Origin of the sequence: Burkholderia aenigmatica (genome assembly GCF_902499175.1) — a bacterium.
Classification (GTDB): Bacteria; Pseudomonadota; Gammaproteobacteria; order Burkholderiales; family Burkholderiaceae; genus Burkholderia; species Burkholderia aenigmatica.
On the sequence record NZ_CABVQC010000006.1, the window covers coordinates 152,210 to 172,594 of the forward strand.

Annotated in this window: 22 protein-coding genes and 1 pseudogene; 15 read left to right on the forward strand and 8 right to left on the reverse strand. The window is 65.5% G+C overall.

The window, feature by feature from the left end:
* Nucleotides 1-21: 21 nt before the first annotated feature.
* From BDO18943_RS06735 to BDO18943_RS06800, 14 genes are all read left to right on the forward strand, one after another.
* Nucleotides 22-924, forward strand: coding sequence for a LysR family transcriptional regulator (locus BDO18943_RS06735; protein ID WP_175021745.1), 903 nt, complete (start codon nucleotides 22-24; stop codon nucleotides 922-924).
* Between the two features lie 231 nt (nucleotides 925-1,155).
* Nucleotides 1,156-1,593, forward strand: a complete 438-nt coding sequence (locus BDO18943_RS06740) for a hypothetical protein (protein ID WP_143331216.1) — start codon at nucleotides 1,156-1,158, stop codon at nucleotides 1,591-1,593.
* Nucleotides 1,594-1,907: 314 nt separating this feature from the next.
* Complete coding sequence (locus tag BDO18943_RS06745) at nucleotides 1,908-2,621, forward strand: helix-turn-helix transcriptional regulator (protein ID WP_043191963.1); 714 nt, start codon at nucleotides 1,908-1,910, stop codon at nucleotides 2,619-2,621.
* A 102-nt stretch (nucleotides 2,622-2,723) separates the two neighbouring features.
* The gene (gene iaaH, locus BDO18943_RS06750; protein WP_175021746.1) at nucleotides 2,724-4,196 is read left to right on the forward strand and encodes an indoleacetamide hydrolase; all 1,473 of its coding nucleotides are present in this window, start codon (nucleotides 2,724-2,726) and stop codon (nucleotides 4,194-4,196) included.
* Between the two features lie 567 nt (nucleotides 4,197-4,763).
* Nucleotides 4,764-5,900: a muconate/chloromuconate family cycloisomerase gene (locus tag BDO18943_RS06755; protein ID WP_043191961.1), complete on the forward strand. Its 1,137-nt coding sequence runs from the start codon at nucleotides 4,764-4,766 to the stop codon at nucleotides 5,898-5,900.
* 52 nt (nucleotides 5,901-5,952) lie between these two features.
* On the forward strand, nucleotides 5,953-6,888 hold the full coding sequence (catA, locus tag BDO18943_RS06760; RefSeq protein WP_089454381.1) for a catechol 1,2-dioxygenase: 936 nt from the start codon (nucleotides 5,953-5,955) through the stop codon (nucleotides 6,886-6,888).
* Nucleotides 6,889-7,002: 114 nt separating this feature from the next.
* Complete coding sequence (locus BDO18943_RS06765; RefSeq protein ID WP_175021747.1) at nucleotides 7,003-8,361, forward strand: Rieske 2Fe-2S domain-containing protein; 1,359 nt, start codon at nucleotides 7,003-7,005, stop codon at nucleotides 8,359-8,361.
* Entirely contained in the window at nucleotides 8,358-8,846 is a 489-nt protein-coding gene (benB, locus tag BDO18943_RS06770) for a benzoate 1,2-dioxygenase small subunit (RefSeq protein ID WP_089454383.1), read from the forward strand. The genes BDO18943_RS06765 and benB overlap by 4 nt, the downstream gene beginning before the upstream one ends.
* A gap of 40 nt (nucleotides 8,847-8,886) precedes the next feature.
* The gene (benC, locus tag BDO18943_RS06775) at nucleotides 8,887-9,909 is read left to right on the forward strand and encodes a benzoate 1,2-dioxygenase electron transfer component BenC (RefSeq protein ID WP_175021748.1); all 1,023 of its coding nucleotides are present in this window, start codon (nucleotides 8,887-8,889) and stop codon (nucleotides 9,907-9,909) included.
* Between the two features lie 2 nt (nucleotides 9,910-9,911).
* On the forward strand, nucleotides 9,912-10,682 hold the full coding sequence (gene benD, locus BDO18943_RS06780; RefSeq protein WP_175021749.1) for a benzoate diol dehydrogenase BenD: 771 nt from the start codon (nucleotides 9,912-9,914) through the stop codon (nucleotides 10,680-10,682).
* A gap of 91 nt (nucleotides 10,683-10,773) precedes the next feature.
* Complete coding sequence (locus tag BDO18943_RS06785) at nucleotides 10,774-11,172, forward strand: RidA family protein (protein ID WP_175021750.1); 399 nt, start codon at nucleotides 10,774-10,776, stop codon at nucleotides 11,170-11,172.
* A gap of 231 nt (nucleotides 11,173-11,403) precedes the next feature.
* A complete protein-coding gene (locus BDO18943_RS06790; RefSeq protein WP_175021751.1) occupies nucleotides 11,404-12,216 on the forward strand; it encodes a creatininase family protein in 813 nt (270 codons plus the stop codon).
* A 61-nt stretch (nucleotides 12,217-12,277) separates the two neighbouring features.
* Nucleotides 12,278-13,456, forward strand: coding sequence for a YVTN family beta-propeller repeat protein (locus BDO18943_RS06795; protein ID WP_175021752.1), 1,179 nt, complete (start codon nucleotides 12,278-12,280; stop codon nucleotides 13,454-13,456).
* Nucleotides 13,457-13,698: 242 nt separating this feature from the next.
* Complete coding sequence (locus tag BDO18943_RS06800; protein ID WP_175021753.1) at nucleotides 13,699-14,181, forward strand: DUF1641 domain-containing protein; 483 nt, start codon at nucleotides 13,699-13,701, stop codon at nucleotides 14,179-14,181.
* A gap of 159 nt (nucleotides 14,182-14,340) precedes the next feature.
* On the opposite strand, the gene BDO18943_RS06805 is transcribed toward BDO18943_RS06800, so the two are convergent.
* The 5 genes from BDO18943_RS06805 to BDO18943_RS06825 all read right to left on the reverse strand — a co-directional run bounded on the left by BDO18943_RS06805 (nucleotide 14,341) and on the right by BDO18943_RS06825 (nucleotide 17,938).
* The gene (locus BDO18943_RS06805; protein ID WP_089454390.1) at nucleotides 14,341-15,051 is read right to left on the reverse strand and encodes a response regulator; all 711 of its coding nucleotides are present in this window, start codon (nucleotides 15,049-15,051) and stop codon (nucleotides 14,341-14,343) included.
* Between the two features lie 1,077 nt (nucleotides 15,052-16,128).
* Nucleotides 16,129-16,350, reverse strand: a complete 222-nt coding sequence (locus tag BDO18943_RS06810) for a hypothetical protein (RefSeq protein WP_175021754.1) — start codon at nucleotides 16,348-16,350, stop codon at nucleotides 16,129-16,131.
* A 49-nt stretch (nucleotides 16,351-16,399) separates the two neighbouring features.
* The gene (locus BDO18943_RS06815; RefSeq protein WP_175021755.1) at nucleotides 16,400-17,212 is read right to left on the reverse strand and encodes a fused MFS/spermidine synthase; all 813 of its coding nucleotides are present in this window, start codon (nucleotides 17,210-17,212) and stop codon (nucleotides 16,400-16,402) included.
* Nucleotides 17,213-17,217: 5 nt separating this feature from the next.
* Entirely contained in the window at nucleotides 17,218-17,400 is a 183-nt protein-coding gene (locus tag BDO18943_RS06820) for an HPr family phosphocarrier protein (RefSeq protein WP_407649794.1), read from the reverse strand.
* 97 nt (nucleotides 17,401-17,497) lie between these two features.
* Nucleotides 17,498-17,938, reverse strand: coding sequence for a hypothetical protein (locus BDO18943_RS06825; RefSeq protein WP_175021757.1), 441 nt, complete (start codon nucleotides 17,936-17,938; stop codon nucleotides 17,498-17,500).
* Between the two features lie 204 nt (nucleotides 17,939-18,142).
* On the opposite strand from BDO18943_RS06825, the pseudogene BDO18943_RS06830 reads away from it, so the two are divergent.
* A pseudogene (locus BDO18943_RS06830) lies at nucleotides 18,143-18,492 on the forward strand (zinc ribbon domain-containing protein YjdM).
* A 421-nt stretch (nucleotides 18,493-18,913) separates the two neighbouring features.
* Here BDO18943_RS06830 and BDO18943_RS06835 read toward each other — a convergent pair.
* The 3 genes from BDO18943_RS06835 to BDO18943_RS06845 form a co-directional block, all read right to left on the reverse strand.
* A complete protein-coding gene (locus BDO18943_RS06835) occupies nucleotides 18,914-19,111 on the reverse strand; it encodes a ribbon-helix-helix protein, CopG family (protein ID WP_175021758.1) in 198 nt (65 codons plus the stop codon).
* A 102-nt stretch (nucleotides 19,112-19,213) separates the two neighbouring features.
* Nucleotides 19,214-19,477 carry an HPr family phosphocarrier protein gene (locus tag BDO18943_RS06840; RefSeq protein ID WP_175021759.1) on the reverse strand — a complete coding sequence of 88 codons (264 nt, stop codon included), beginning with the start codon at nucleotides 19,475-19,477 and terminating at the stop codon, nucleotides 19,214-19,216.
* 47 nt (nucleotides 19,478-19,524) lie between these two features.
* On the reverse strand, nucleotides 19,525-20,292 hold the full coding sequence (locus tag BDO18943_RS06845; RefSeq protein ID WP_175021777.1) for a YoaK family protein: 768 nt from the start codon (nucleotides 20,290-20,292) through the stop codon (nucleotides 19,525-19,527).
* Nucleotides 20,293-20,385 lie beyond the last annotated feature (93 nt).

Sequence of the window (20,385 nt, forward strand, 5' to 3'; positions counted from 1 at the left end):
CGCGTGCCAGGAGCGTTCTCCATGCTCAACCGACTCGACATCCTGAAGATCTTTTCCGTGGCTGCCGCGGCGCCCACGTTCCGCGAGGCGGCAGCGCGCCTGGGTGTATCGCCGCAGGTCGTGACGCGTGCGGTGCGCGAACTGGAAGAGATGCTGGGCGAAACGCTGTTTCACCGGACGACCCGGAGCATCCGGATCACCGCGTTCGGGCAAGCGTTCGCGCGTGACGCGCACACGGCGCTGGCCGCCGTCGACGGGCTGTTCGGGCCCGCGACCGGCCAGGCCGACGAGCCGGTGGGCGTCGTCAGGATCACGGCGCCGTCGGGCATGGGGCGTCGTTACGTCCAGCCGATCCTGAGCGATCTCATGCGGCGCTATCCGGGGCTCGTGCCCGACCTGAGGCTGTCGGACGTGCCGTCGCCGGTGGTCGACGAACAGATCGATATCGGCGTGCGCGTCGGGGCGATCGGCGACAACCGCTTCGTTGCGCGGATGGTCGGGCCGTTGCCGATGTGGATCGTCGGCGCGCCGTCGCTGATCCGGCGGCTGGGTGAGCCCAAAAGCCGCAAGGACCTCGAATCGATGCCGGTGACGTGCCTGATCGATCGCGCGAGCGGCCGGGCGTGGCCGTGGATGTTTCGCGGGGAGCACCAGTTCGTCCCGTCGTCGCCGGCGTATCTGACCGACGACACCGAGGTAGAGATCGAGGCCGTGTGTGCGGGAGTAGGGCTCGGCCAGTGCTCGGAGTATCTCGTCCGGCCGTATATCGACAAGGGGCGACTCGTGCGGCTGCTGCCCGGCCTCGAGCCCGAGCCGTGGAAACTGCACGTCTATCGGCCGCGACGCGGGCCGATGCCCCGGCGCATCCGGGTCGTGTACGACGAGTTGGTGGCGAAGCTTGCGGACGCAACGTGGCGAGGGTAGCCGGTGCGGCCGCGCTGCCCGGCCGCTGATCGCGTTGGCGCGCAGCGGCGTCAACCACCGATCGACGGCATCGGCACACCAGAGCAGCAGGAACGTGTGCCGCGCTCGGGCATCCAGCCAAGGGTGGTTGCGCCATTCGCCGCCAGACACGCGACAAGCCGACATATTGCGGCATCATCATGGCGCCGCCGCACCCGCATTCGGTGCCCGATAATCGACTGGAGACTGTGCATGCCGATACCCCGGATTGAAACCCGCGACGCGATGGGCGATCCCGATGTGGTCTATCTCAACCCGGATCACGTGCTGTGGATGTCGCAGCCGACCGCTGCGCAGCGGCGGCCGGGCGGCACGGCCATTCGCGTGGACGACCGCGTGAAGGGCGGCTCGTTGCTGATGGCCGACAATCCGCCGGCCGCTCGACTTCTGCAGGATCTCGGGCCGTTCGTGACGGTGACGCTGGCGAATCCGTCGTCCGACTACCCGGACGGTCTCGTGCATGTGCGTGCGCATGCAATCGTCAAGATCGCGACCGACGACCACGACAAGCCGCTCGCCGAGCGCACGCTCGGCTGGGTCCACGTCCAGGACGGCTCCGCCTTCAAGGTCAGGGATTACGCCGGCGTGGCCGCGCAATGGCAGGCGTCGGTGGCGGCTGCCGGCCGCTGAGCGGGTCTTCACGCGTGCGCCATGACGCTGCGATCCGTCGTGCCGCAGTTGGCGGGCCGTGGTTCTCCCCGGGATACCGGCTGCCTTGCCTCGTGCGCCGGGGCGAACGGCCCAGGTGCCGGATGGCCGGGGCGAACCCTGCGCCCGCTCGGTGTCGTATTCGATACGCAATACGCAATACGCGATGCGTCGATCAGCCGGGTAACATGGCGCATCGTGACGAACCCGTGCTCGTTCGGGCCTTGGTCGCGGAATCGCCCGTCGAAGCGCTCGATACAGGTGTTCTCCACCGGCTTGCCGAGGAACCGTCCGCCATGAACCTTGCCGTGTCCGATATCACGCCGGAGGAACTCCGGCTGTTCGGCGACATCGTCGCCCGCCTGGAAGAACTGGGGCCGGTCGTCGATGTGAGGACGGTCGTGCTGCCCGCGATCACGCAGCTGCTTCGCGCGGATTTCGCCGCATCGTTCGATTGCGACGAGCAAACCGGCCTTTGGCGCAACGGGTTCGCGTACAACGTCGATCCGTTGCAGATCGCCCGGTACGAAGCATGGTTCCAGCATATCGATCCGGTGACGTCGCATCTGCGCGCGCGCCGCGTGGCGACCTGCGTCGACGAGGTGGTGAGCCGGCGCGAGCTGGAGCAGACCGAGTTCTACAACGATTTCCTGTGCCGCGACGGCATGCACCACGGCATCAACGTCTACGCGTTCGACGGCGCGACGCACGTCGGCGACCTGCGCATCTGGCGCGCACAAGGGCGGCCCGATTTCACCGAACGCGACAAGCTGCTGCTGAATGGCATCGAGCCGTTTTTCCGGCGCGCGCTGCTGCGGCGGCGCCACGCGTGCGCGGGGCTGACCGAGCGCGAGAGCGACGTCGCGCGGCTCGTCGCCGCCGGTTATACCGACAAGGACGTCGCGCGCACGCTCGGCATCGGGCTGTCGACGGTCCGCACCCATCTGCGGCGCGTGATGGCGAAAAAGGGCGTCGCCAACCGCGCGAGCCTGGCGGCCGCGCTGGCGTGACCGGCTGCGTGGCCGTCGGCCGGGGTCATCCATTGTGATGATGGGCGTCAAAATCGGCGCGCCCTACCTTGTGACGATCCCCTGTCACGAGGACCGACGACGATGCCCACCCTGGGACACCTGACGCTCACCGAAGCCCGGCACGCGCTCCTGCGCCGGGAGTTTTCCTGTGTCGAATACGCGTACGCAATGATCGAGCGGCACGCGCGCTGGCGCTACCTGAATGGTTTTACGTGCGTCGACGATGCGCGGCTGCTCGCCGAAGCGGCCCGCTGCGACCGCGACCTCGCGACGTCGGCCACCCCGCACGCGCTGCTGGGCCTGCCGATCGCGATCAAGGACAACATCGACACCGCCTGCCTGCCGACCGGCAACGGCACGCTGGCGCTGCACAACCGCGTGCCGCCGCAGCATGCGCCGGTCGTGGCGCGGCTGCTGGCGCACGGGGCGCTGATCGCGGGCAAGACCAACCTGCACGAGCTGGCATTCGGCGTGTCGGGCAACAACCGCGTGACGGGTGCGGTACGCAACCCGTATGACTTCAACCGGATGCCGGGCGGCAGCAGCAGCGGCTCGGGCGCGCTGGTCGGCGCGGGCGTGGTGCCTGCCGCGCTCGGGACGGACACCGGCGGTTCGGTCCGGATTCCGGCGGCGCTGTGCGGCGCCGTCGGCCTCCGGCCGACCGTGGGGCGCTACCCGTCGGCTGGCGTGGCGCCGATTTCGCGCACGCGCGACACGGTCGGCCCGATCGCGCGGTCGGTCGAGGACATCGCGCTGCTCGACGCGATTCTGTCGGGCACCGGCGCCGCAACGTCGCTGCCGACGCGCAACACAACGCGCCCGGTGCGCCTCGCGGTCCCGCGCACGACGTTCTGGCGCGGCCTCGCGCGGGATGTCGACGCGGTGGCGAATGCCGCAGTGGCTAAGCTGGCGCAAGCGGGATTCGAGTGCGTCGACATCGACCTGAACGACTATCCGGGGTTCTTCGACGACGAGCCGGCCATCATCGCGATGTATGAATTCCGTTCGTCGATGCACGCGTATCTGGTCGAGAACGGCTACGACCTGTCGGTCGACGACATCGTCGTGAACGTGGGGAGCCCGGACGTCGCGAAGATCGCCCGCCATATCACCGGCCCCGACGGTATCGGCGAAGCGGCGTACCACACCGCGCTCGACCGGCGTACCCGGTCGCGTGCCGCGTATCGGCAGTGCCTCGCCGACAGCGGCGCCGATGCGCTGGTCTTTCCGACCACGATCGCCACCGCGTGCCCGATCCCGTCGGGTGACGCGATGATGCTCGACGGCGAGACCGCGTCGGTGTTCTCGACCTACATCCGGAATACCGAGCCGGGCAGCAATGCCGGCGTACCGGGCATGACCATCCCGGCCGGCCTGACGGCGGCCGGGTTGCCGGTCGGTCTCGCACTGGACGGGGCGGCCGGCACCGATCGTGAACTCATCGCGGTCGCGCTGGAGGTCGAGCGGGCGCTCGGGCGGCTGCCGTTGCCGGACGATGGGTATGGGGCAGAGGGCCGGTTGGGCGGGTACCCGGGCGTCGATGGCGCGTCGTGACGCCGTGTTGCCGCGCCGGGGTGGTGTGGTGCGGCGGCAGAATGAATCGCCAGCGCCGGCGGCGCTCGCCACGATGCCGGCCGGGCACGTCCTGTGGATTGCCCAGACGCCGCCCCGCGCGCGTGCTCGACCCGGTGCGCAAGCACCGCTGCCGTGAATCTTGTCGGCGCCACATAAGCTTGCGCCGACAACCGGTCGAACGAACGGCCACGAAGCCGATTGCCGACCGCGCATGGCGAGAAATTTGCCCCCGAGCCCCCGTGCCAGGCATCAGGAAAACCCTGGCAGCGGCCCGCCGAGGCCACTTTTTTACGTCGCTGCGCGCGTGGCGACCGATGCCAAACCCATCTGCGGCCGCTCGCATCCCGGGTGGCCGCTCCCCTCGATCCAGCATGGCTTCCAGGTCGTATTGCCTGTCATGGAGGGTATGGTAAACCGCGAAATCAAACGAATATTCCCGAATTTCAATACCTGTCAGGTATTGAAATGGCCGCCTAAAAGTATTGGACGCTCGATCCGGCCGAGACGTATAAATCGCCTCAAGAACTTCACCCCACGGCGTGCCCCATGTCCTCCGTCACCATCGAACGCATCGAAACCCGCCTCGTCGATCTGCCGACGATCCGCCCGCACAAGCTGTCGGTGGCCACGATGTACGGCCAGACGCTGATGCTCGTGAAGGTGTTCTGCAGCGACGGCGTGACGGGCCTCGGCGAAGGCACGACGATCGCCGGCATGGCTTACGGCCCGGAAAGCCCCGAGGCGATGAAGCTCGCGATCGACACGTATCTCGCGCCGGCAATCGTCGGCAAGGACGCGACGCGCATCCAGACGCTGATGGCGTTCCTCGGCAAGCTCGCGAAGGTCAACCACTTTGCGAAGAGCGCGCTCGAAACCGCGCTGCTCGACGCGCACGGCAAGCGGCTCGGCGTGCCGGTGAGCGAGCTGCTCGGCGGCCGCCGCCGCGATCGCCTGCCGGTCGCGTGGACGCTCGCGTCGGGCGACACGGCCACCGACATCGCCGAAGCCGAGCGGATGCTCGACCAGCGCCGCCACAACGTGTTCAAGCTGAAGATCGGCGCGAAGGCGCTCGATACGGATATCCGCCACGTGGCCGAGATCAAGAAGGCCGTCGGCGATCGCGCGTCGGTGCGTGTCGACGTGAACATGGCATGGAGCGAAACACAGGCCGCGCGCGCGATTCCGGCGCTGGCCGATGCCGGCTGCGAACTGGTCGAGCAGCCGGTGGCCTCGGCCGCGGCGCTGGCGCGCCTGATGCGCCGCTTCCCGATTGCGCTGATGGCCGATGAAATCCTGCAGGGCCCCGACAGCGCATTCGACATCGCGAAGCATCACGGCGCGGACGTGTTCGCGATCAAGATCGAGCAGAGCGGCGGCCTGTTCGCCGCGCAGCGCGTCGCCGCGATCGCGGATGCGGCCGGCATCGAGCTGTACGGCGGCACGATGCTCGAAGGCGCGTTCAGCACGGTGGCGTCCGCGCACCTGTTCGCGAGTTTCGCGAACCTGCAGTGGGGCACCGAACTGTTCGGCCCGCTGCTGATCACCGAAGAGATCCTGACGCAGCCGCTCGATTACAGCGACTTCGAACTGACCGTGCCGGACGGCCCTGGCCTCGGCATCGAACTCGACGAGGACAAGGTCAGGCGTTTCACCCGCGACGGGCTGACGAAAGTCGCGCGATAACCCGAGCCAGGCAACGGCCGTCATTCCCCCTAATACACGTGGAGACACCATCATGAGCGTCAAAGTTTTCGATACCCGGGAAGTGCAGGATCTGCTGAAGGCCGCGTCGAACGCGGGCGGCAACGAAGGCAACGCGCGCACGCAGCAGGTCGTGCTGCGGCTGCTCGGCGACCTGTTCAAGGCGATCGACGATCTCGACATCACGCCCGACGAAGTGTGGGCCGGCGTCAACTACCTGAACAAGCTCGGCCAGGACGGCGAAGCGGCGCTGCTCGCGGCCGGCCTCGGTCTCGAAAAGTATCTCGATATCCGGATGGACGCCGCGGACAAGGCGGTCGGCCTCGATGGCGGCACGCCGCGCACGATCGAAGGGCCGCTGTATGTCGCGGGTGCGCCGGTGCGCGACGGCGTGTCGAAGATCGACCTCGACGCGGACGACGGCGCGGGCCCGCTGGTGATCCACGGCACGGTTACCGGCCTCGACGGCAAGCCGATCGCGGGCGCGGTGGTCGAATGCTGGCACGCGAACTCGCACGGCTTCTATTCGCACTTCGACCCGACCGGCAAGCAGAGCGATTTCAATCTGCGCGGCGCGGTGAAGACGGGCGCCGACGGCAAGTACGAATTCCGCACGCTGATGCCGGTCGGTTACGGCTGCCCGCCGCAGGGCGCGACGCAGCAGTTGCTGAACGGCCTCGGCCGCCACGGCAACCGCCCGGCGCACGTGCACTTCTTCGTCGACAGCCACGACCACCGCAAGCTGACGACGCAGTTCAACATCGATGGCGATCCGCTGATCTGGGATGACTTCGCGTATGCGACGCGCGAGGAGCTGATCCCGCCCGTGGTCGACAAGACCGGCGGCACGGCGCTCGGCATGAAGGCCGATGCGTACCAGGACATCGAGTTCAACTTCGTGCTGACGCCGCTGGTGCAGGGCAAGGACAACCAGATCGTCCACCGCCTGCGCGCAGCCGCGACGGCGTAACCGCCCGCCGGCGCGGCGCGGATGCGCCGCCGCCGGCCGGGTTCCCGCGAGATTCAACCGATTACCGATGCGAGCGTGCTTGCAGGACGCGGCACGCGCATGGGAGGAGCCAACATGTCCGCCACGATCGACCAAGCCACCGACCTGGATCACCTGCTCGCCACCGCCGTGCAGGACGACAAGGCAGCCGGCGTATTCCGCTGCCGCCGCGACATCTTCACGAACGCCGAGCTGTACGAGCTGGAGATGAAGCACATCTTCGAGAGCAACTGGGTGTACCTGGCGCACGAAAGCCAGATCCCCGCCAACAACGATTACTACACGACGTGGATCGGCCGCCAGCCGATCGTGATCACGCGCGACAAGACCGGCGAGCTGCACGCGGTCATCAATGCCTGCGCGCACAAGGGCGCGATGCTGTGCCGCCGCAAGCATGGCAACAAGGGCAGCTTCACGTGCCCGTTCCACGGCTGGACCTTCTCGAACACCGGCAAGCTGCTGAAGGTGAAGGACGAGAAGACGACCGAGTATCCGGTGCAGTTCAACACGCACGGCTCGCACGACCTGAAGAAGGTCGCGCGTTTCGAGAACTATCGCGGTTTCCTGTTCGGCAGCCTCAGCGCCGATGTGCTGCCGCTCGAGGCGTACCTCGGCGAAGCGCGCGTGATCATCGACCAGATCGTCGACCAGGCGCCGGACGGGCTCGAAGTGCTGCGCGGCAACTCGTCCTACATCTACGAAGGCAACTGGAAGATGCAGATGGAGAACGGCTGCGACGGCTACCACGTCAGCACCGTGCACTGGAACTACGCGGCGACGATGGGCCGCCGCAAGGAAGACGGCACCAAGGCCGTCGATGCGAACAGCTGGAGCAAGTCGGTCGCGGGCGTGTACGGCTTCGACAATGGCCACATCCTGCTGTGGACGCAGACGATGAATCCGGAAGTGCGGCCCGTGTATCAGCACCGTGAAGAGATCAAGGCGCGCGTCGGCGACGTGCAGGCCGACTTCATCGTCAACCAGACCCGCAACCTGTGCGTGTACCCGAACGTGTTCCTGATGGACCAGTTCAGCACGCAGATTCGCGTGGTGCGGCCGCTCGGCGTCGACAAGACCGAAGTCACGATCTTCTGCTTCGCGCCGAAGGGCGAGAGCGAGACCGACCGCACGGTGCGGATCCGCCAGTACGAGGATTTCTTCAACGTGACGGGCATGGGCACGGCCGACGACCTCGAAGAGTTCCGCGCGTGCCAGGCCGGCTATGCAGGCATCACGGCGATGTGGAACGACCTGTCGCGCGGCGCGCCGCTGTGGGTCGACGGTCCCGACGAGAACGCGAAGAAGATGGGGCTGAACCCGCGCATTTCCGGCGAGCGCAGCGAGGACGAAGGGCTGTTCGTGTGCCAGCACGAACACTGGGTGCATGTGATGCGCGATGCGCTGAAGAAGGAACGCGGGGAGGTGGCAGCATGAGCTTCGATTACCGGACTGTCTGCGCGGCGCTGTATCGCGAAGCGCGCCTGCTCGACGATCGCCAGTGGGACGCGTGGCTGACCTGCTACACGGAGGACGTCACGTACTGGATGCCCGCATGGGACGACGACGATCGGCCGACCGAGGATCACCAGAGCCAGATCTCGCTGATGTACTACCCGGACCGCGGCGGCCTCGAGGATCGCGTGTTCCGGATCAAGACCGAGCGCAGCGGCGCATCGACGCCCGAGCCGCGCACCAGCCACAACGTGACGAACGTCGAGGTGCTGGCCGAGCGCGACGACGAGGTGGACGTGCGCTACAACTTTCACACGCTGAACCACCGCTACCGCGTGACCGATCACTTCTTCGGCACGATGTTCGTCACGTTGCGCAAGGTGGGCGATGAACTGCTGATCTCGTACAAGAAGATCGTGCTGAAGAACGACTACATCCGGCAGGTGCTCGACGTGTACCACGTCTGACACCCGTTGCTTTGTCATGAAAGGAAGTGGAGGCGACGCCATGTCCAGTTACAAGATTGCACTGAATTTCGAGGACGGGGTAACCCGCTTCATCGACTGCAAGGCCGGCGAGAAGGTGCTCGATGCCGCCTTCCGCGCGAAGATCAACCTGCCGATGGATTGCTCCGACGGGGTGTGCGGCACCTGCAAGTGCCGCGCCGAAAGCGGCAGCTACGACCTCGGCGACGACTACATCGACGATGCGCTCACCGAAGATGAAAAGGACGGCGGCCTCGTGCTGACCTGCCAGATGGTGCCGCAAAGCGATTGCGTGATCGCGGTGCCGACGTCGTCGGTCGCGTGCAAGACCGGCCAGAGCGGGTTCGCCGCGACGGTGACGAAGGTCGAGCAGCACAACGACGCGGCCGTCGTGCTCGAACTCGATGTCGGCGCGGCCGCGCCCGTCTTCCTGCCGGGCCAGTACGTGAATATCGACGTACCCGCGAGCGGGCAGCACCGTTCCTACTCGTTCTCGTCGGCACCGGCCGATGCGAAGGTCAGCTTCCTGATCAAGAAGATTCCCGGCGGCGTGATGAGCACCTGGCTCGAATCGGCGCAGCCCGGCGACAAGCTGGAACTGCACGGGCCGCTCGGCAGCTTCTACCTGCGCGACGTGCAGCGGCCGCTGCTGTTCCTCGCGGGCGGCACGGGGCTTGCGCCGTTCCTGTCGATGCTCGAAGTGCTGGCGCGCACCGGGTCGCAGCAGAAGGTGCACCTGATCTATGGCGTGACGCGCGATCTCGACCTCGTGCTGGTCGAAGCGATCGAAGCCTACGCGGCGAAGCTGCCGAATTTCAGCTTTGCGACGGTCATCGCGGATGCCGCGTCGAGCCATCCGCGCAAGGGCTGGGTCACGCAGCACATCCCGGCCGGTGCGCTGAACGACGGCGACGTCGACGTGTATCTGTGCGGGCCGCCGCCGATGGTCGACGCGGTGCGCAAGTACTTCGACGACGAAGGCGTGAAGCCGAACAGCTTCCACTACGAGAAGTTCACCCCCAACGTCACGGCAAAGGCGGCGTGATCATGCAACGATTCTCTGGCAAGGTCATCGTCGTCACGGGCGCCGCACAGGGCATCGGCCGCGGCGTCGCGCTGCGCGCGGCGGCCGAGGGCGGCAGGGTGCTGTTCGTCGATCGTGCGGATTTCGTCGCCGAGGTCGCGGCCGAAGCGACTGGTTGCGAGACGGCCGGCTTCGTCGCCGATCTCGAAACGTACGAAGGTGCGCAGGCGGCGATCGCGCACGCCGTGCAGACGTTCGGCGGCATCGACATCCTGATCAACGGCGTCGGCGGCGCGATTCGCATGCGCCCGTTCGCCGAATTCGAGCCGGCACAGATCGATGCGGAAATCCGCCGTTCGCTGATGCCGACGCTCTATACCTGTCACGCGGTGTTGCCGCACCTGCTCGCGCGCGGCGGCGGCACGATCGTCAACATCTCGTCGAACGCGACGCGAGGCATCCGCCGCGTGCCGTACTCGGCGGCGAAGGGCGGCGTCAATGCGCTGACGGCGGCGCTCGCGATGGAATACGCGGCGCACAACATCCGGGTCGTGGCGACCGCGCCGGGCGGCACCAGCGCGCCGCCGCGCCGCGTGCCGCGCAACGCGGCCGGCGACAGCGAACAGGAACAGGCATGGATGGGCGAAGCCGTGCGCCAGGTTACGGAATCGACGTTCTTCAAGCGCTACGGCAGCCTCGACGAACAGATCGCGCCGATCCTGTTCCTCGCATCCGACGAGGCGAGCTACATCACCGGCACGGTGCTGCCGGTCGCGGGCGGCGACACGGGTTGAGCGGCGCGTCGTGACGCCGCTTGCACGTGTTCAACGTGTGTTCATCGACAACCAACCGGCCGGCGCGAAGACGCCGGCCACGGAGACCCCCATGCGTGATCGCAAAGCCATCGTTCCGGCAGGAATGGAAGCGGTGTACGAAAAGATCGGCTACGCGCCCGGCCTGAAGGTCGGCGATACGCTGTACGTATCCGGCCAGATCGGCCGCGATGCGGCGATGCAGCTCGTCGAAGGCCGTGAAGCGCAGATCGTGCAGGCGTTCGAAAATCTGAAGCTTGTGCTGGATGCCGCCGGCGCATCGTTCGCCGACGTGGTCGACCTGACGACCTTCCATACCGACATGCGCGACCTGCCGTTGTTCATGCAGGTGCGCGACCGCTACCTCGACACCCACCCGAAGCCGGCGTGGACGGCGGTCGGTGCGCACATGCTGGGCGGCGCGCCCGGCTATATCGTCGAGATCAAGGCGGTGGCCGTGTTGACGGCGTGAATCGCGTTGACGTGATGCTGGCGCGAGGAGCCGCCGTCCGTGCATCGAATCGTCCCGTCGCGCGCTGAAATGGCGCGAGAACCTTCGCGACGCACGACGGAATCCTGACGAAACGCTTTCTCTCGACCTGCGGCGTGAATCGTCGCGCCGCAGTCAGCGACAAGTCGGGCGAGATCGTTTATGGTGCGAGGGAACGCAGCGTCGTCTCTTTCCTTCCGTCGAGAATCCGCGATGAAATGCCTGCCACGCGCCATCTTCGCCGCCCTCGCTTTCACCGTCGCGCAAGCTGCGCTCGCCCAGGCGCCGGGAACGGTGCAGCTCGAAGACATGACCTGGACCGAACTACGCGACAGCATCCGGGCCGGCAAGACCACCATCCTGATTCCGATCGGCGGGACCGAGCAAAGCGGGCCGTACGTCGCGCTCGGCAAGCACAACGCGCGGGTCAGGGTGCTGTCCGAACGGATTGCGGAAGGCCTCGGCAACGCGATCGTCGCGCCCGTCATCGCCTATGTGCCCGAGGGCGGCTATGCGCCGCCGACGTCGCACATGCGCTTTCCGGGCACCATCACCGTGCCCGACGACGTCTTCGAAAAGACCCTCGAATCCGCGGCCAACAGCTTCCGGGTCCATGGCTTCACGAACATCGTGTTTCTCGGCGACCACGGCGGCTACCAGAACGACATCAGGCAGTCGGTCGCCCGGCTCAACAAGTCGTGGGCCGGCACGGGCACGCGCGCGTTCGTGCCGGCCGAGTATTACGGCACCAGTTCCGACGGTTATGACCGGATCCTGCGCGAGCATGGCGTGCCGGCCACGGATATCGGCACGCATGCGGGGCTGGCCGACACGTCGCTGCTGCTGGCGGTGGCGCCGCGCATGGTCAGGGTCGACAAGCTGCGCGACGCCGCGAAGCCCGGTGCCGTCGACGGCGTCTACGGCGGCGATCCGCGTCATGCGAGCGTCGAACTCGGCCGGCTCGGCACCGACGCCATCGTGTCGCGCACCGTCGACGCAATCAGAAAGGAAATCGCCGGCCGCTGATGCAGCCGCGCCATCGCGCTATTTTTGCCGTCGTTCCATTCAATCGAACGGGAACACCGCCATGCAACCGCGTTTTCGCCGTCACAACCGCTTCCCCCGTCTCGCGATCGTCATTGCGGCAGCGCTGGCCGGCTTCTGCGCTCACAGTGCGATCGCGGCGTCCGCCGTCGCGGCCGTACCCGGCATGCCGCCCGTCATCAATCCCGACAACCTGTACAGCGAGGCGCAGGCCGGCCGCATGAGTGTGGCGGTAGCGGGCGCCTTGCCGCGCATCTATGTGCCGAACCTGCGATCGAACGACGTCTACGTGATCGACCCGGCCACGTACAAGGTCGTCGACCGGTTCGCCGTCGGCCGCAGTCCGCAGCACGTCGTGCCGGCCTGGGATCTGCAGACGCTATGGGTCGCGAACAATGCGGAAGGGCGAACCGACGGCAGCCTGACGCCGATCGATCCGAAGACGGGCAAGCCCGGTCAGGCAGTGAGCGTCGACGATCCGTACAACATGTATTTCACGCCCGACGGCAAGGATGCGATCGTGGTGGCCGAGGCACATGCGCGGCTCGACTTCCGCGACCCGAAAACGATGGCGCTGAAATCGAGCCTCGATGTCCCGCAATGCAAGGGCATCAACCATGCCGACTTTTCGATCGACGGCCACTATGCGCTCTTCACGTGCGAGTTCGGCGGCAAGCTGGCGAAGATCGATCTGGTGAATCGCAAGGTGGTCGGCTACCTCGAGCTCGACCGGAAAGGGATGCCACAGGACATCCGCGTGTCGCCGAATGGCAAGGTGTTCTATGTCGCCGACATGATGGCGGACGGTGTATACGTCGTCGATGGCGACCGCTTCACGAAGGCCGGTTTCATCCCGACCGGCGTCGGGACGCACGGACTGTATCCGAGCCGCGACGGCACGAAGCTCTATATCGCGAATCGCGGCTCGAATCTGGTCCACGGGCCGCGCCACGGCAAGGGCGGCGTATCGGTGCTCGATTTCGCGACGCGCAAGGTGGTCGCGACCTGGCCGATCCCCGGTGGCGGCAGCCCCGACATGGGCAACGTCAGCGCGGACGGCAAGACGCTGTGGCTGTCGGGCCGCTTCGATGACGTCGTCTACGCGATCGACACCACGAGCGGCGCGGTCCGGTCGATTCCCGTCGGCATGGAGCCGCACGGCCTGACGGTGTGGCCGCAGCCGGGGCGCTATTCGCTGGGGCATACGGGAAACATGCGGTAGGGCGGCGGCTGGCCGGCGCGTACCGGCACGGCCGTTCGACAGGCGGGCCGCATGGCTCGTCGATGGAAACGGCGCAAGCAACCGCCGCGGGGCAAACCACGCGCGGTTCGCGCGCCTGTCTGGCCCCTTGCCGCGCATCGCGGCCGCTGCCGCCGGGCACGGGGCGTCCGACGAGCGAGACGCAACCGGCGCGCGTGGTCGCCGTCGCAGCTGCCACGTGGCGTCCCAACCGGAGAAAGCCGATGACCGAACGTCAGTCTCCCGACACGAACCCTCCGCACATGGAGCCCGGCGCGCACGACGCGCTCGAACACCTGCTCGGCAGCCTGCACCGGCATGGATTCCTGCATTTGGCGAGCGAGGTCGTCAGCGCGAACGCGCGGCTGGCCGACACGTTCGTCGATGCACTCGACAAGCCGGGCATGCAGAGCGGCATGCAGAATCTCGCGGTGCTCTTGATGGCGCTGTCGCGCATTCCGCCGGAGCAGTTCGGCAAGGCCGCGTTCGCGGCTGCCGACGCGCTGCACCACGTTGGCGCGTGGCAACCGGCGCAGCACGCGCATGTCGCACCCGGCGTGCGCGGCGCCTACCGGCTGCTGCACGACGAAGCGCTGTGGGACGCGCTGACGCCGTTGCTGGAAGGATTGAAGGTGTTCGCGCAAGGGCTTGCGCGCAATCCGGAGACGCCCGTCACCGCGCTCGGCGAGAAGACGACGGGCACGTGACGGTATCCGGTTGCCGGCCGGTATCGGCGTGCCCGACGCCAATCGGCAACTGCTGCAGGTGCTGCACACATGCAGTGGCAGGTGCGCGGCCGACCAACGCATGCGGTCGCGGGCCACGACAGGCCGCACGCGAAGCGGCGTGTCGACGCGTATGCCGCGTCATTCCCACGCATGCTTGCTGAACTGATAGCCCTTGCAGCGTATCGTCTTGATCCGCTTCGGTTCCGTGATGTCATCGAGCAGCTTGCGGCGCAGCTTCGAGATCCGGCCGTCGATCGAGCGATCGAAGCCGTCGAACTCGATGCCGCGCAACAGCACCGTCAGGTCTTCCCGGCTGACGACCTCGCCGGCGCGGCAGGCAAGGGCCCACAGCAGGTCGAATTCGGTCGACGTCAGGCGAGGCGCGCTACCGTCAGGAAGGCGAACCTTGCGATCCGCCCGGTCGATCGAAAACTTGCCGAACTCGAACCGCTGAGGGGAGGCCGGCACGTAGTCAACCGGTCGCATGCGTAGCCGCCGCAGGTGGGCCTTGATCCGCGCGAGCAGAATGCGCGGCTCGACCGGCTTGTGGAGAAAGTCGTCCGCGCCGAATTCCAGGCCGAGCAGCTCGTCGAACAGTTCGTCGCGGGCCGTCATCATGATGACGATGCCGTCGTACTGCAAGCGTGCTTCGCGGCAAATCTCGAAACCGTCCTTGCCCGGCAGGTTGATGTCGAGCAGCACCAGGTCAGGGCGGCGCGTGACGATCGTCGACACGGCATCGGTGCCGTCAAGCAGCGTGTCTACCTCGTACTGATGCTTGCGCAGATAGTCTGCGGTCAGTATGGACAATTGAACGTCGTCTTCGACGAGCAGGATTCGGATGGGCATCGCTAAACGAGGGGGCAAAACGGGAACATGGCGAGCGGTTAGGCCCAGTCCGAACGCGTGGTAGCCGAAGCGACGCGGATAATACTGCGTAACATTCCAGAGGAATGTGACGAAATCTGCATCGCCCGCTGATCCTGTCCGCGCGGAAATCTTTGCCGACTTGCCGCAAATGCCGACGAACGGCTCGACGAACGGGCAAAATGCGTCGGCGCGATATCCGGCGCGTCGCCGGGAGAGAACCACGCCCCGGTGCCGTTCGGGCAAAAGCGTTGGCGAACGTCAGCTTGTGCGGACGCCGCTACGCCACTCGATTCGGGCCAGGTAAAGGTTACTCGACAGATCATTACGAAATATTACACGATCTGTTGTCAATGGCTCCTTACAATCCCCCAACCGAAGAGAAAAAAGAGGAGCCGCGTTTCCGGCCCGACGTCAAAGACCTGGTGAAGACGACGGCGATAACCGGTACGCGCAGTGACCCGCCCCCGGTGCGTGACTGCTGCCATTGCAGGCGTGCGGATCCGCGTTGACGCCGCATTGGCTTTCGAGGGGAAAAGTTGTCGACGGGACGATGGACAAATAGGAATGCGAAATGGAGCCGTTGCAAGTCATCCACGGTCTCAAGGTGTGGAGCAAAATAATGCTGTCACTCCCGAGTCGCCGTGAATCCAGCCTTTCGGCCCGCGAGGTGCCGATTGCATTGACGATCCAGCAAAAATAGTCAGGTCAAGTCGTCTGCGTCCGCATGGAGTTTGTCAACTCACGAGGCAAACGTCGAGTTCCGGCGGCCCACTCCCCATTGTTTGATCGAATTCCGACGCACGACGCAGCGTTCAGGCTGGACGCTTTCTATCGCGAGCAAAATTCGCTGACGGTGGGAAGGCCGCGTTGTGGGACGTCAGCGGGCAACCGCATGTGTCGGCTTTCAGCTGCGACGTGACATTCGCCCGAAGGTGACATATGGCTGAACCTCGACGCGTTTCGGCCATGCGCCCCATGTAGTACGTACTACGACAGGCCGACTTCCAGGGCGCACGCGGGATTTCAATTCGATCTGCCTGGCGCGATCGGCGGACGCTATTTTCGGTTCTTCAGGAATGCCCGTCCGGCTGCCGTGATCGAAATGCTCGGACGGCCATTCAATGGGGAACTCACCAACCCCGCGCCGATCAATTCCCGCGTGATGGACCAGCCGGGCGCGGGCGCCTGCCGGCCATAGCGGACCTCGGCAAGACGCTCCAGCGCACAGATTGCGGGCGCGGAGAGGATGGGTGCGCTTGTCGTATCGTTGTCGTTCATCGTTTCTCCCGTATGTTGATCATGACCGCGCGCGTCGGAAGCCGGGAAATCAGTTGGCAAGACATGCTTTCAGGCGCGTCCAGTCGTAACTGGCGCCGACTTCAATGCGTACCGCCGTGTCAACGAGATCGAGGCTGTGCCGTTCGGTATGTCGCTCGGCACGTTCCATCAATGCCTCGAGCGATGGCAGGGGGGCGTTGCGCTTCCAGGCGAACGCGATCATGTTGGATGTACTGTCTTCCGCCGGCGCGAGTGCAATCGACGCACCGAACGTGTCGTAAAGCCGACCGAGCATGTCGCCGAGACGCGGATCCTCACCCAAAAAGTTGATAACCAATACACCGTCGTTACTCAACCGTGCATGGCAGGTTTGGTAGAAGGCCGAACTGTAAAGTTCGGCCGGCGCGCCATCTGCATTGAAGCCGTCCAATAGCAGTGCGTCGAACGTTTGCGTCGTGGTCGACAGGTGGCGTGCCGCATCCGCGCACACGACCGTCAGGCGTTCGTCGTCGGGCGGGATGTGGAATCTATCGCGTAGCGCAATCACGTCGGGATTGATTTCGATTGCCGTGATGTGCGCCTCGGGCAGGTATCGATGGCAATACTTCGCCAGCGAGCCGCCGCCCAGACCAATCAAGCCAATACGAGCCGATTCCGGTTGGAATAACAGGAAGCCCATCATCGTGCGTGTGTAACCGAGTGCAAGCGCATTCGGCGCGGCGCGCAGCATGGTGCTTTGCATACCGCGGCCGTCGAAGCACAGCGAGACGAGGTGCTCGGTTTCCACGACGATCGGTTTGTCCGTGTGAGCGGTTGCATGATCGGCTCGAACGGCAAGGAGCGGAAGGTCAAGCGGCGGCATGCGCGTCACCCCTTCTGTAGCAATGGCCTAAGCGCTTGAAGTGCGGCTTCCTCGTCCGGGCCGGCAGCGAGTACCTGAGCGGAGGCGCCGCCACGCACCTGCAACGACGCGACGGCCATGCCATCTTTCGCGTTACCACGGCGCCCGTTCGCGACGGGCAGGATGTCGCTCGCGAAGCGACGCGCCATATCGACGAGTGCATCCTGGGCCGGGGACGCACCTTTCCCAATCCGGAAGCAAACGACTGCTGCCACGTTGTGCAAGCCTCGACCGAGATCGTTGGGTTCAGCACACGCCGACCGTGCAACGCGCAACGAACGCCCGGAATTCACTTTCCCACGTCGCGCCGCGCAAATCGACAACGTCGGCGAGTCGTCTCATTTCACCGTTCTGGTACACGGTGGCCAGCGATCGTGGCGGCACCTCTCGCGTGAAACAGCGTCCGTCCCAGTCGAGGAGCAAGTGCGGATGACACCGAAATCGGGCGCTGGCCGCCGAGAGCGGATCCATGACGTGCCTGGCCGATTCCCGGGGATAGACGAAAGCAAGGTGAATGCCGATGGCTGCAAGCTGTTCGCCCACGTCGTGGAAGCGATGAACCATCTGGAATCCACGTTCGCCAGCGCGCCCGACACCTACGGCGATGAGCCCCCGGTTTCCCGCGACGTCCCGCAGGGTTACCGGTCGTCGGTCGGGTGCCAGTAGTGCCCTATCCAGATCGAACATGTCGACATCCTCAGCGAATCCACCCTCAAGTCCAGTGAAAGGCGGCAAGCGCACGATTATAATCCAGCGGTGCGTTTATGTGTGTTTGATTATAATGGTGTGTGCATGTCTGGATGGCCGTCCAGGCGACGGTGCGGCGTTGTCGCCGGTGCAGCCGGCCGCCCTCCACGCTGACCGACTCGATCAGATCGATTGGACGCTGCAATGAAGGCAGCCCCTTCATCTCCGCAATGCGCGATGGAAATACCTACCCGGACGGCACCTTGTACGGGTGCGCCGACTGCGGTCACGAGTGGTCGCCGAACGCCGGCGCCGCCGCCGACGCCGCTGACGAGTCGGTAGAGAACGTCGTCAAAGACGCCAATGGAAATGTGTTGTCAGACGGCGACGCGGTCGTGCCGATCAAGGATCTGCGCGTGAAGGGGGCATCGATCACGCTGAAGGTGGGCACCAAGGTGACGAGCATTCGGGTCGTTGGCGGCGACCACGAATTCGACTGCAAGACGGACGCCGGCAGTTTCATGCTCAAAGCGTGCTTTCTGAAAAGGGCATGACGCCGTGTCGTGTTCACGGATGGTTGCGTAGCCGCTGCCGATCACTCATCAATCGTTCGACCGCGTGAGCACGCTGAGCATGGATAGTGACGACCGAACCTCCGGCGACACCCTCGTCAATTTCCTGTCAACGGCGTTGAATGGCGGGCAGCCCTTTGTGCCGGAAACGTGCCGCGCAATCTTGTGGCCCTTCGATCGCTTCGCCGCCCGGCGCTTCATCTCGCGCTGCGCACCCGAGCAGATCGCGCTCGGCTACACACGGATGAGGGGATTTCCGCCGCTGCAATCCGCGCCCCGACACATCTGCATGATCGGGCTTGGCGGTGGATCGCTGGCGAAATACGGCTACCGGCATCTGACCGGGGTGGCGATCGATGCGGTCGGGATCAATCCTGCGGTGATTGTGCTGCGTGACTCGAATTCAACCCGCGCTTCGTTTCACCCGTTTGCCGAGCGGGCTCTTTGTCTTGTCGCTCACGCCGTGTCGCTCGAGGTGCTCGCGGATCAACTGCCGCACCACTTGCGACACCGTCAGATCTTGTGCTGTGCAGAGCATTTCAAAGGCTTCTTTCTTCGCCGGATCGATCAGGATGGTCAGGCGTTCGGTTTTCGTTTCCATTGCGGGGAAGGGGCAGCCAATATGCCAATCGAATTATATTGCATTTGCTTTCGCCGGCGCGGCGCGGCTGGGCGGCAGCCCCCGGTTGCGATTGACGGAGAGTCAGACGGTATCGTCGGCTGACAGTACGCTGACCAATGCCCGAGCGGCCTGTGCTTCGTCGGGGCCGATCGCGGTGATACGAATGACGGTGCCGGATGGTGCGCACAACGTCATGACCGACATCACGTCTTTGGCGTTGACCGCCTTGCCGTGCGACGTGCAAGTGATGTCGCTCACAAAGCGCGACGCCGTCGTCGCGACAAGCGCGGAACGGTATCCGTTCAGGCCAAACCGGCCACCAACGTAGACTTGCTCTTCGAGCATGCATGCTCCGGGGTTGTGGGTCGAGATTCACGCCGCCTCGCGCGGCTTCAAGGCCGGCGATTCAGCCGGCAGAGACAGGCGAGCACATCGTCGACGACAGGTACGATCGCGAGTGTGACAAGCGCTGCGGCGAGCGGGACCGTCGACACGTAGCCCACATGCTTGAAGCCAACTGCACCGGCCAGGCCGCCAATCAGGAAGGACGCCAGCATCGTGCCATGGATCTTCAGCTTCGCGCGGTTGGCAATGACCGCGTGCACGTCCGCATCGACCTTCGACCGATTCCAGTAAAAAAGCTTCCCCAGTTCGATACCGAGGTCCGTCACGATGCCGGTCATGTGGGTCGTGCGGATTTCGGCGCCGGACAGCTTCGTGATCATCGCATTCTGCAGCCCCATGATGAAGCACAGCAGGATCACGGTCACGGGCACGAAGAACGCCTCCCAGAGTGCAAGGTGACTGCCGAGCAGGCCGAACAGAAGCAGCAGCGCAGCCTCGACCACCAGCGGCAGCACGTACTGGCTCTGAAGACTGCGGCGGCGCCCCCAGTTGACGAGCACCGCGGAGCACCCCGCGCCCACGAGAAACGACGCGAGAGAACCAATGCTGGCGAGCACCAGCCGAATATCCCCGAGCGCCGTCTGGTCGGCGATCGCCGATACGATGCCGCTCATGTGCGACGTGTATTGCCTGACCGCAAGGAAGCCGCCGGCGTTGGTCGCGCCGGCGACGAAGGCGAGCGAAAATCCGAGCTGACGGTTGGCGCTCGCGCTGCGGTGTTTTCCGGTCAGGCTACGAAAGTACTGCGCTGGCATAGGGTCTTCACTCAATCGCGCGGATTGGGATCCGGGCCGCCGTTCAGGCACCCGGGGCCCGGGTCGCAAAGAAGCGGCGCAGGGCGCGCCGGA

Bases quoted from the DNA above. Each gene is read 5' to 3' on its own strand.
- BDO18943_RS06755 (WP_043191961.1), top strand. From the start codon at position 4,764: ATGTCCTCCGTCACCATCGAACGCATCGAAACCCGCCTCGTCGATCTG.
- BDO18943_RS06805 (WP_089454390.1), bottom strand. From the start codon at position 15,051: ATGCCCATCCGAATCCTGCTCGTCGAAGACGACGTTCAATTGTCCATA.
- BDO18943_RS06815 (WP_175021755.1), bottom strand. From the start codon at position 17,212: ATGCCGCCGCTTGACCTTCCGCTCCTTGCCGTTCGAGCCGATCATGCA.
- BDO18943_RS06825 (WP_175021757.1), bottom strand. From the start codon at position 17,938: ATGTTCGATCTGGATAGGGCACTACTGGCACCCGACCGACGACCGGTA.
- benB (WP_089454383.1), top strand. From the start codon at position 8,358: ATGAGCTTCGATTACCGGACTGTCTGCGCGGCGCTGTATCGCGAAGCG.
- BDO18943_RS06835 (WP_175021758.1), bottom strand. From the start codon at position 19,111: ATGGAAACGAAAACCGAACGCCTGACCATCCTGATCGATCCGGCGAAG.
- catA (WP_089454381.1), top strand. From the start codon at position 5,953: ATGAGCGTCAAAGTTTTCGATACCCGGGAAGTGCAGGATCTGCTGAAG.
- BDO18943_RS06800 (WP_175021753.1), top strand. From the start codon at position 13,699: ATGACCGAACGTCAGTCTCCCGACACGAACCCTCCGCACATGGAGCCC.
- BDO18943_RS06845 (WP_175021777.1), bottom strand. From the start codon at position 20,292: ATGCCAGCGCAGTACTTTCGTAGCCTGACCGGAAAACACCGCAGCGCG.
- BDO18943_RS06785 (WP_175021750.1), top strand. From the start codon at position 10,774: ATGCGTGATCGCAAAGCCATCGTTCCGGCAGGAATGGAAGCGGTGTAC.
- iaaH (WP_175021746.1), top strand. From the start codon at position 2,724: ATGCCCACCCTGGGACACCTGACGCTCACCGAAGCCCGGCACGCGCTC.
- BDO18943_RS06745 (WP_043191963.1), top strand. From the start codon at position 1,908: ATGAACCTTGCCGTGTCCGATATCACGCCGGAGGAACTCCGGCTGTTC.
- BDO18943_RS06820 (WP_407649794.1), bottom strand. From the start codon at position 17,400: ATGGCGCGTCGCTTCGCGAGCGACATCCTGCCCGTCGCGAACGGGCGC.
- BDO18943_RS06795 (WP_175021752.1), top strand. From the start codon at position 12,278: ATGCAACCGCGTTTTCGCCGTCACAACCGCTTCCCCCGTCTCGCGATC.
- benC (WP_175021748.1), top strand. From the start codon at position 8,887: ATGTCCAGTTACAAGATTGCACTGAATTTCGAGGACGGGGTAACCCGC.
- BDO18943_RS06740 (WP_143331216.1), top strand. From the start codon at position 1,156: ATGCCGATACCCCGGATTGAAACCCGCGACGCGATGGGCGATCCCGAT.
- BDO18943_RS06840 (WP_175021759.1), bottom strand. From the start codon at position 19,477: ATGCTCGAAGAGCAAGTCTACGTTGGTGGCCGGTTTGGCCTGAACGGA.
- BDO18943_RS06765 (WP_175021747.1), top strand. From the start codon at position 7,003: ATGTCCGCCACGATCGACCAAGCCACCGACCTGGATCACCTGCTCGCC.
- BDO18943_RS06810 (WP_175021754.1), bottom strand. From the start codon at position 16,350: ATGAACGACAACGATACGACAAGCGCACCCATCCTCTCCGCGCCCGCA.
- benD (WP_175021749.1), top strand. From the start codon at position 9,912: ATGCAACGATTCTCTGGCAAGGTCATCGTCGTCACGGGCGCCGCACAG.
- BDO18943_RS06735 (WP_175021745.1), top strand. From the start codon at position 22: ATGCTCAACCGACTCGACATCCTGAAGATCTTTTCCGTGGCTGCCGCG.
- BDO18943_RS06790 (WP_175021751.1), top strand. From the start codon at position 11,404: ATGAAATGCCTGCCACGCGCCATCTTCGCCGCCCTCGCTTTCACCGTC.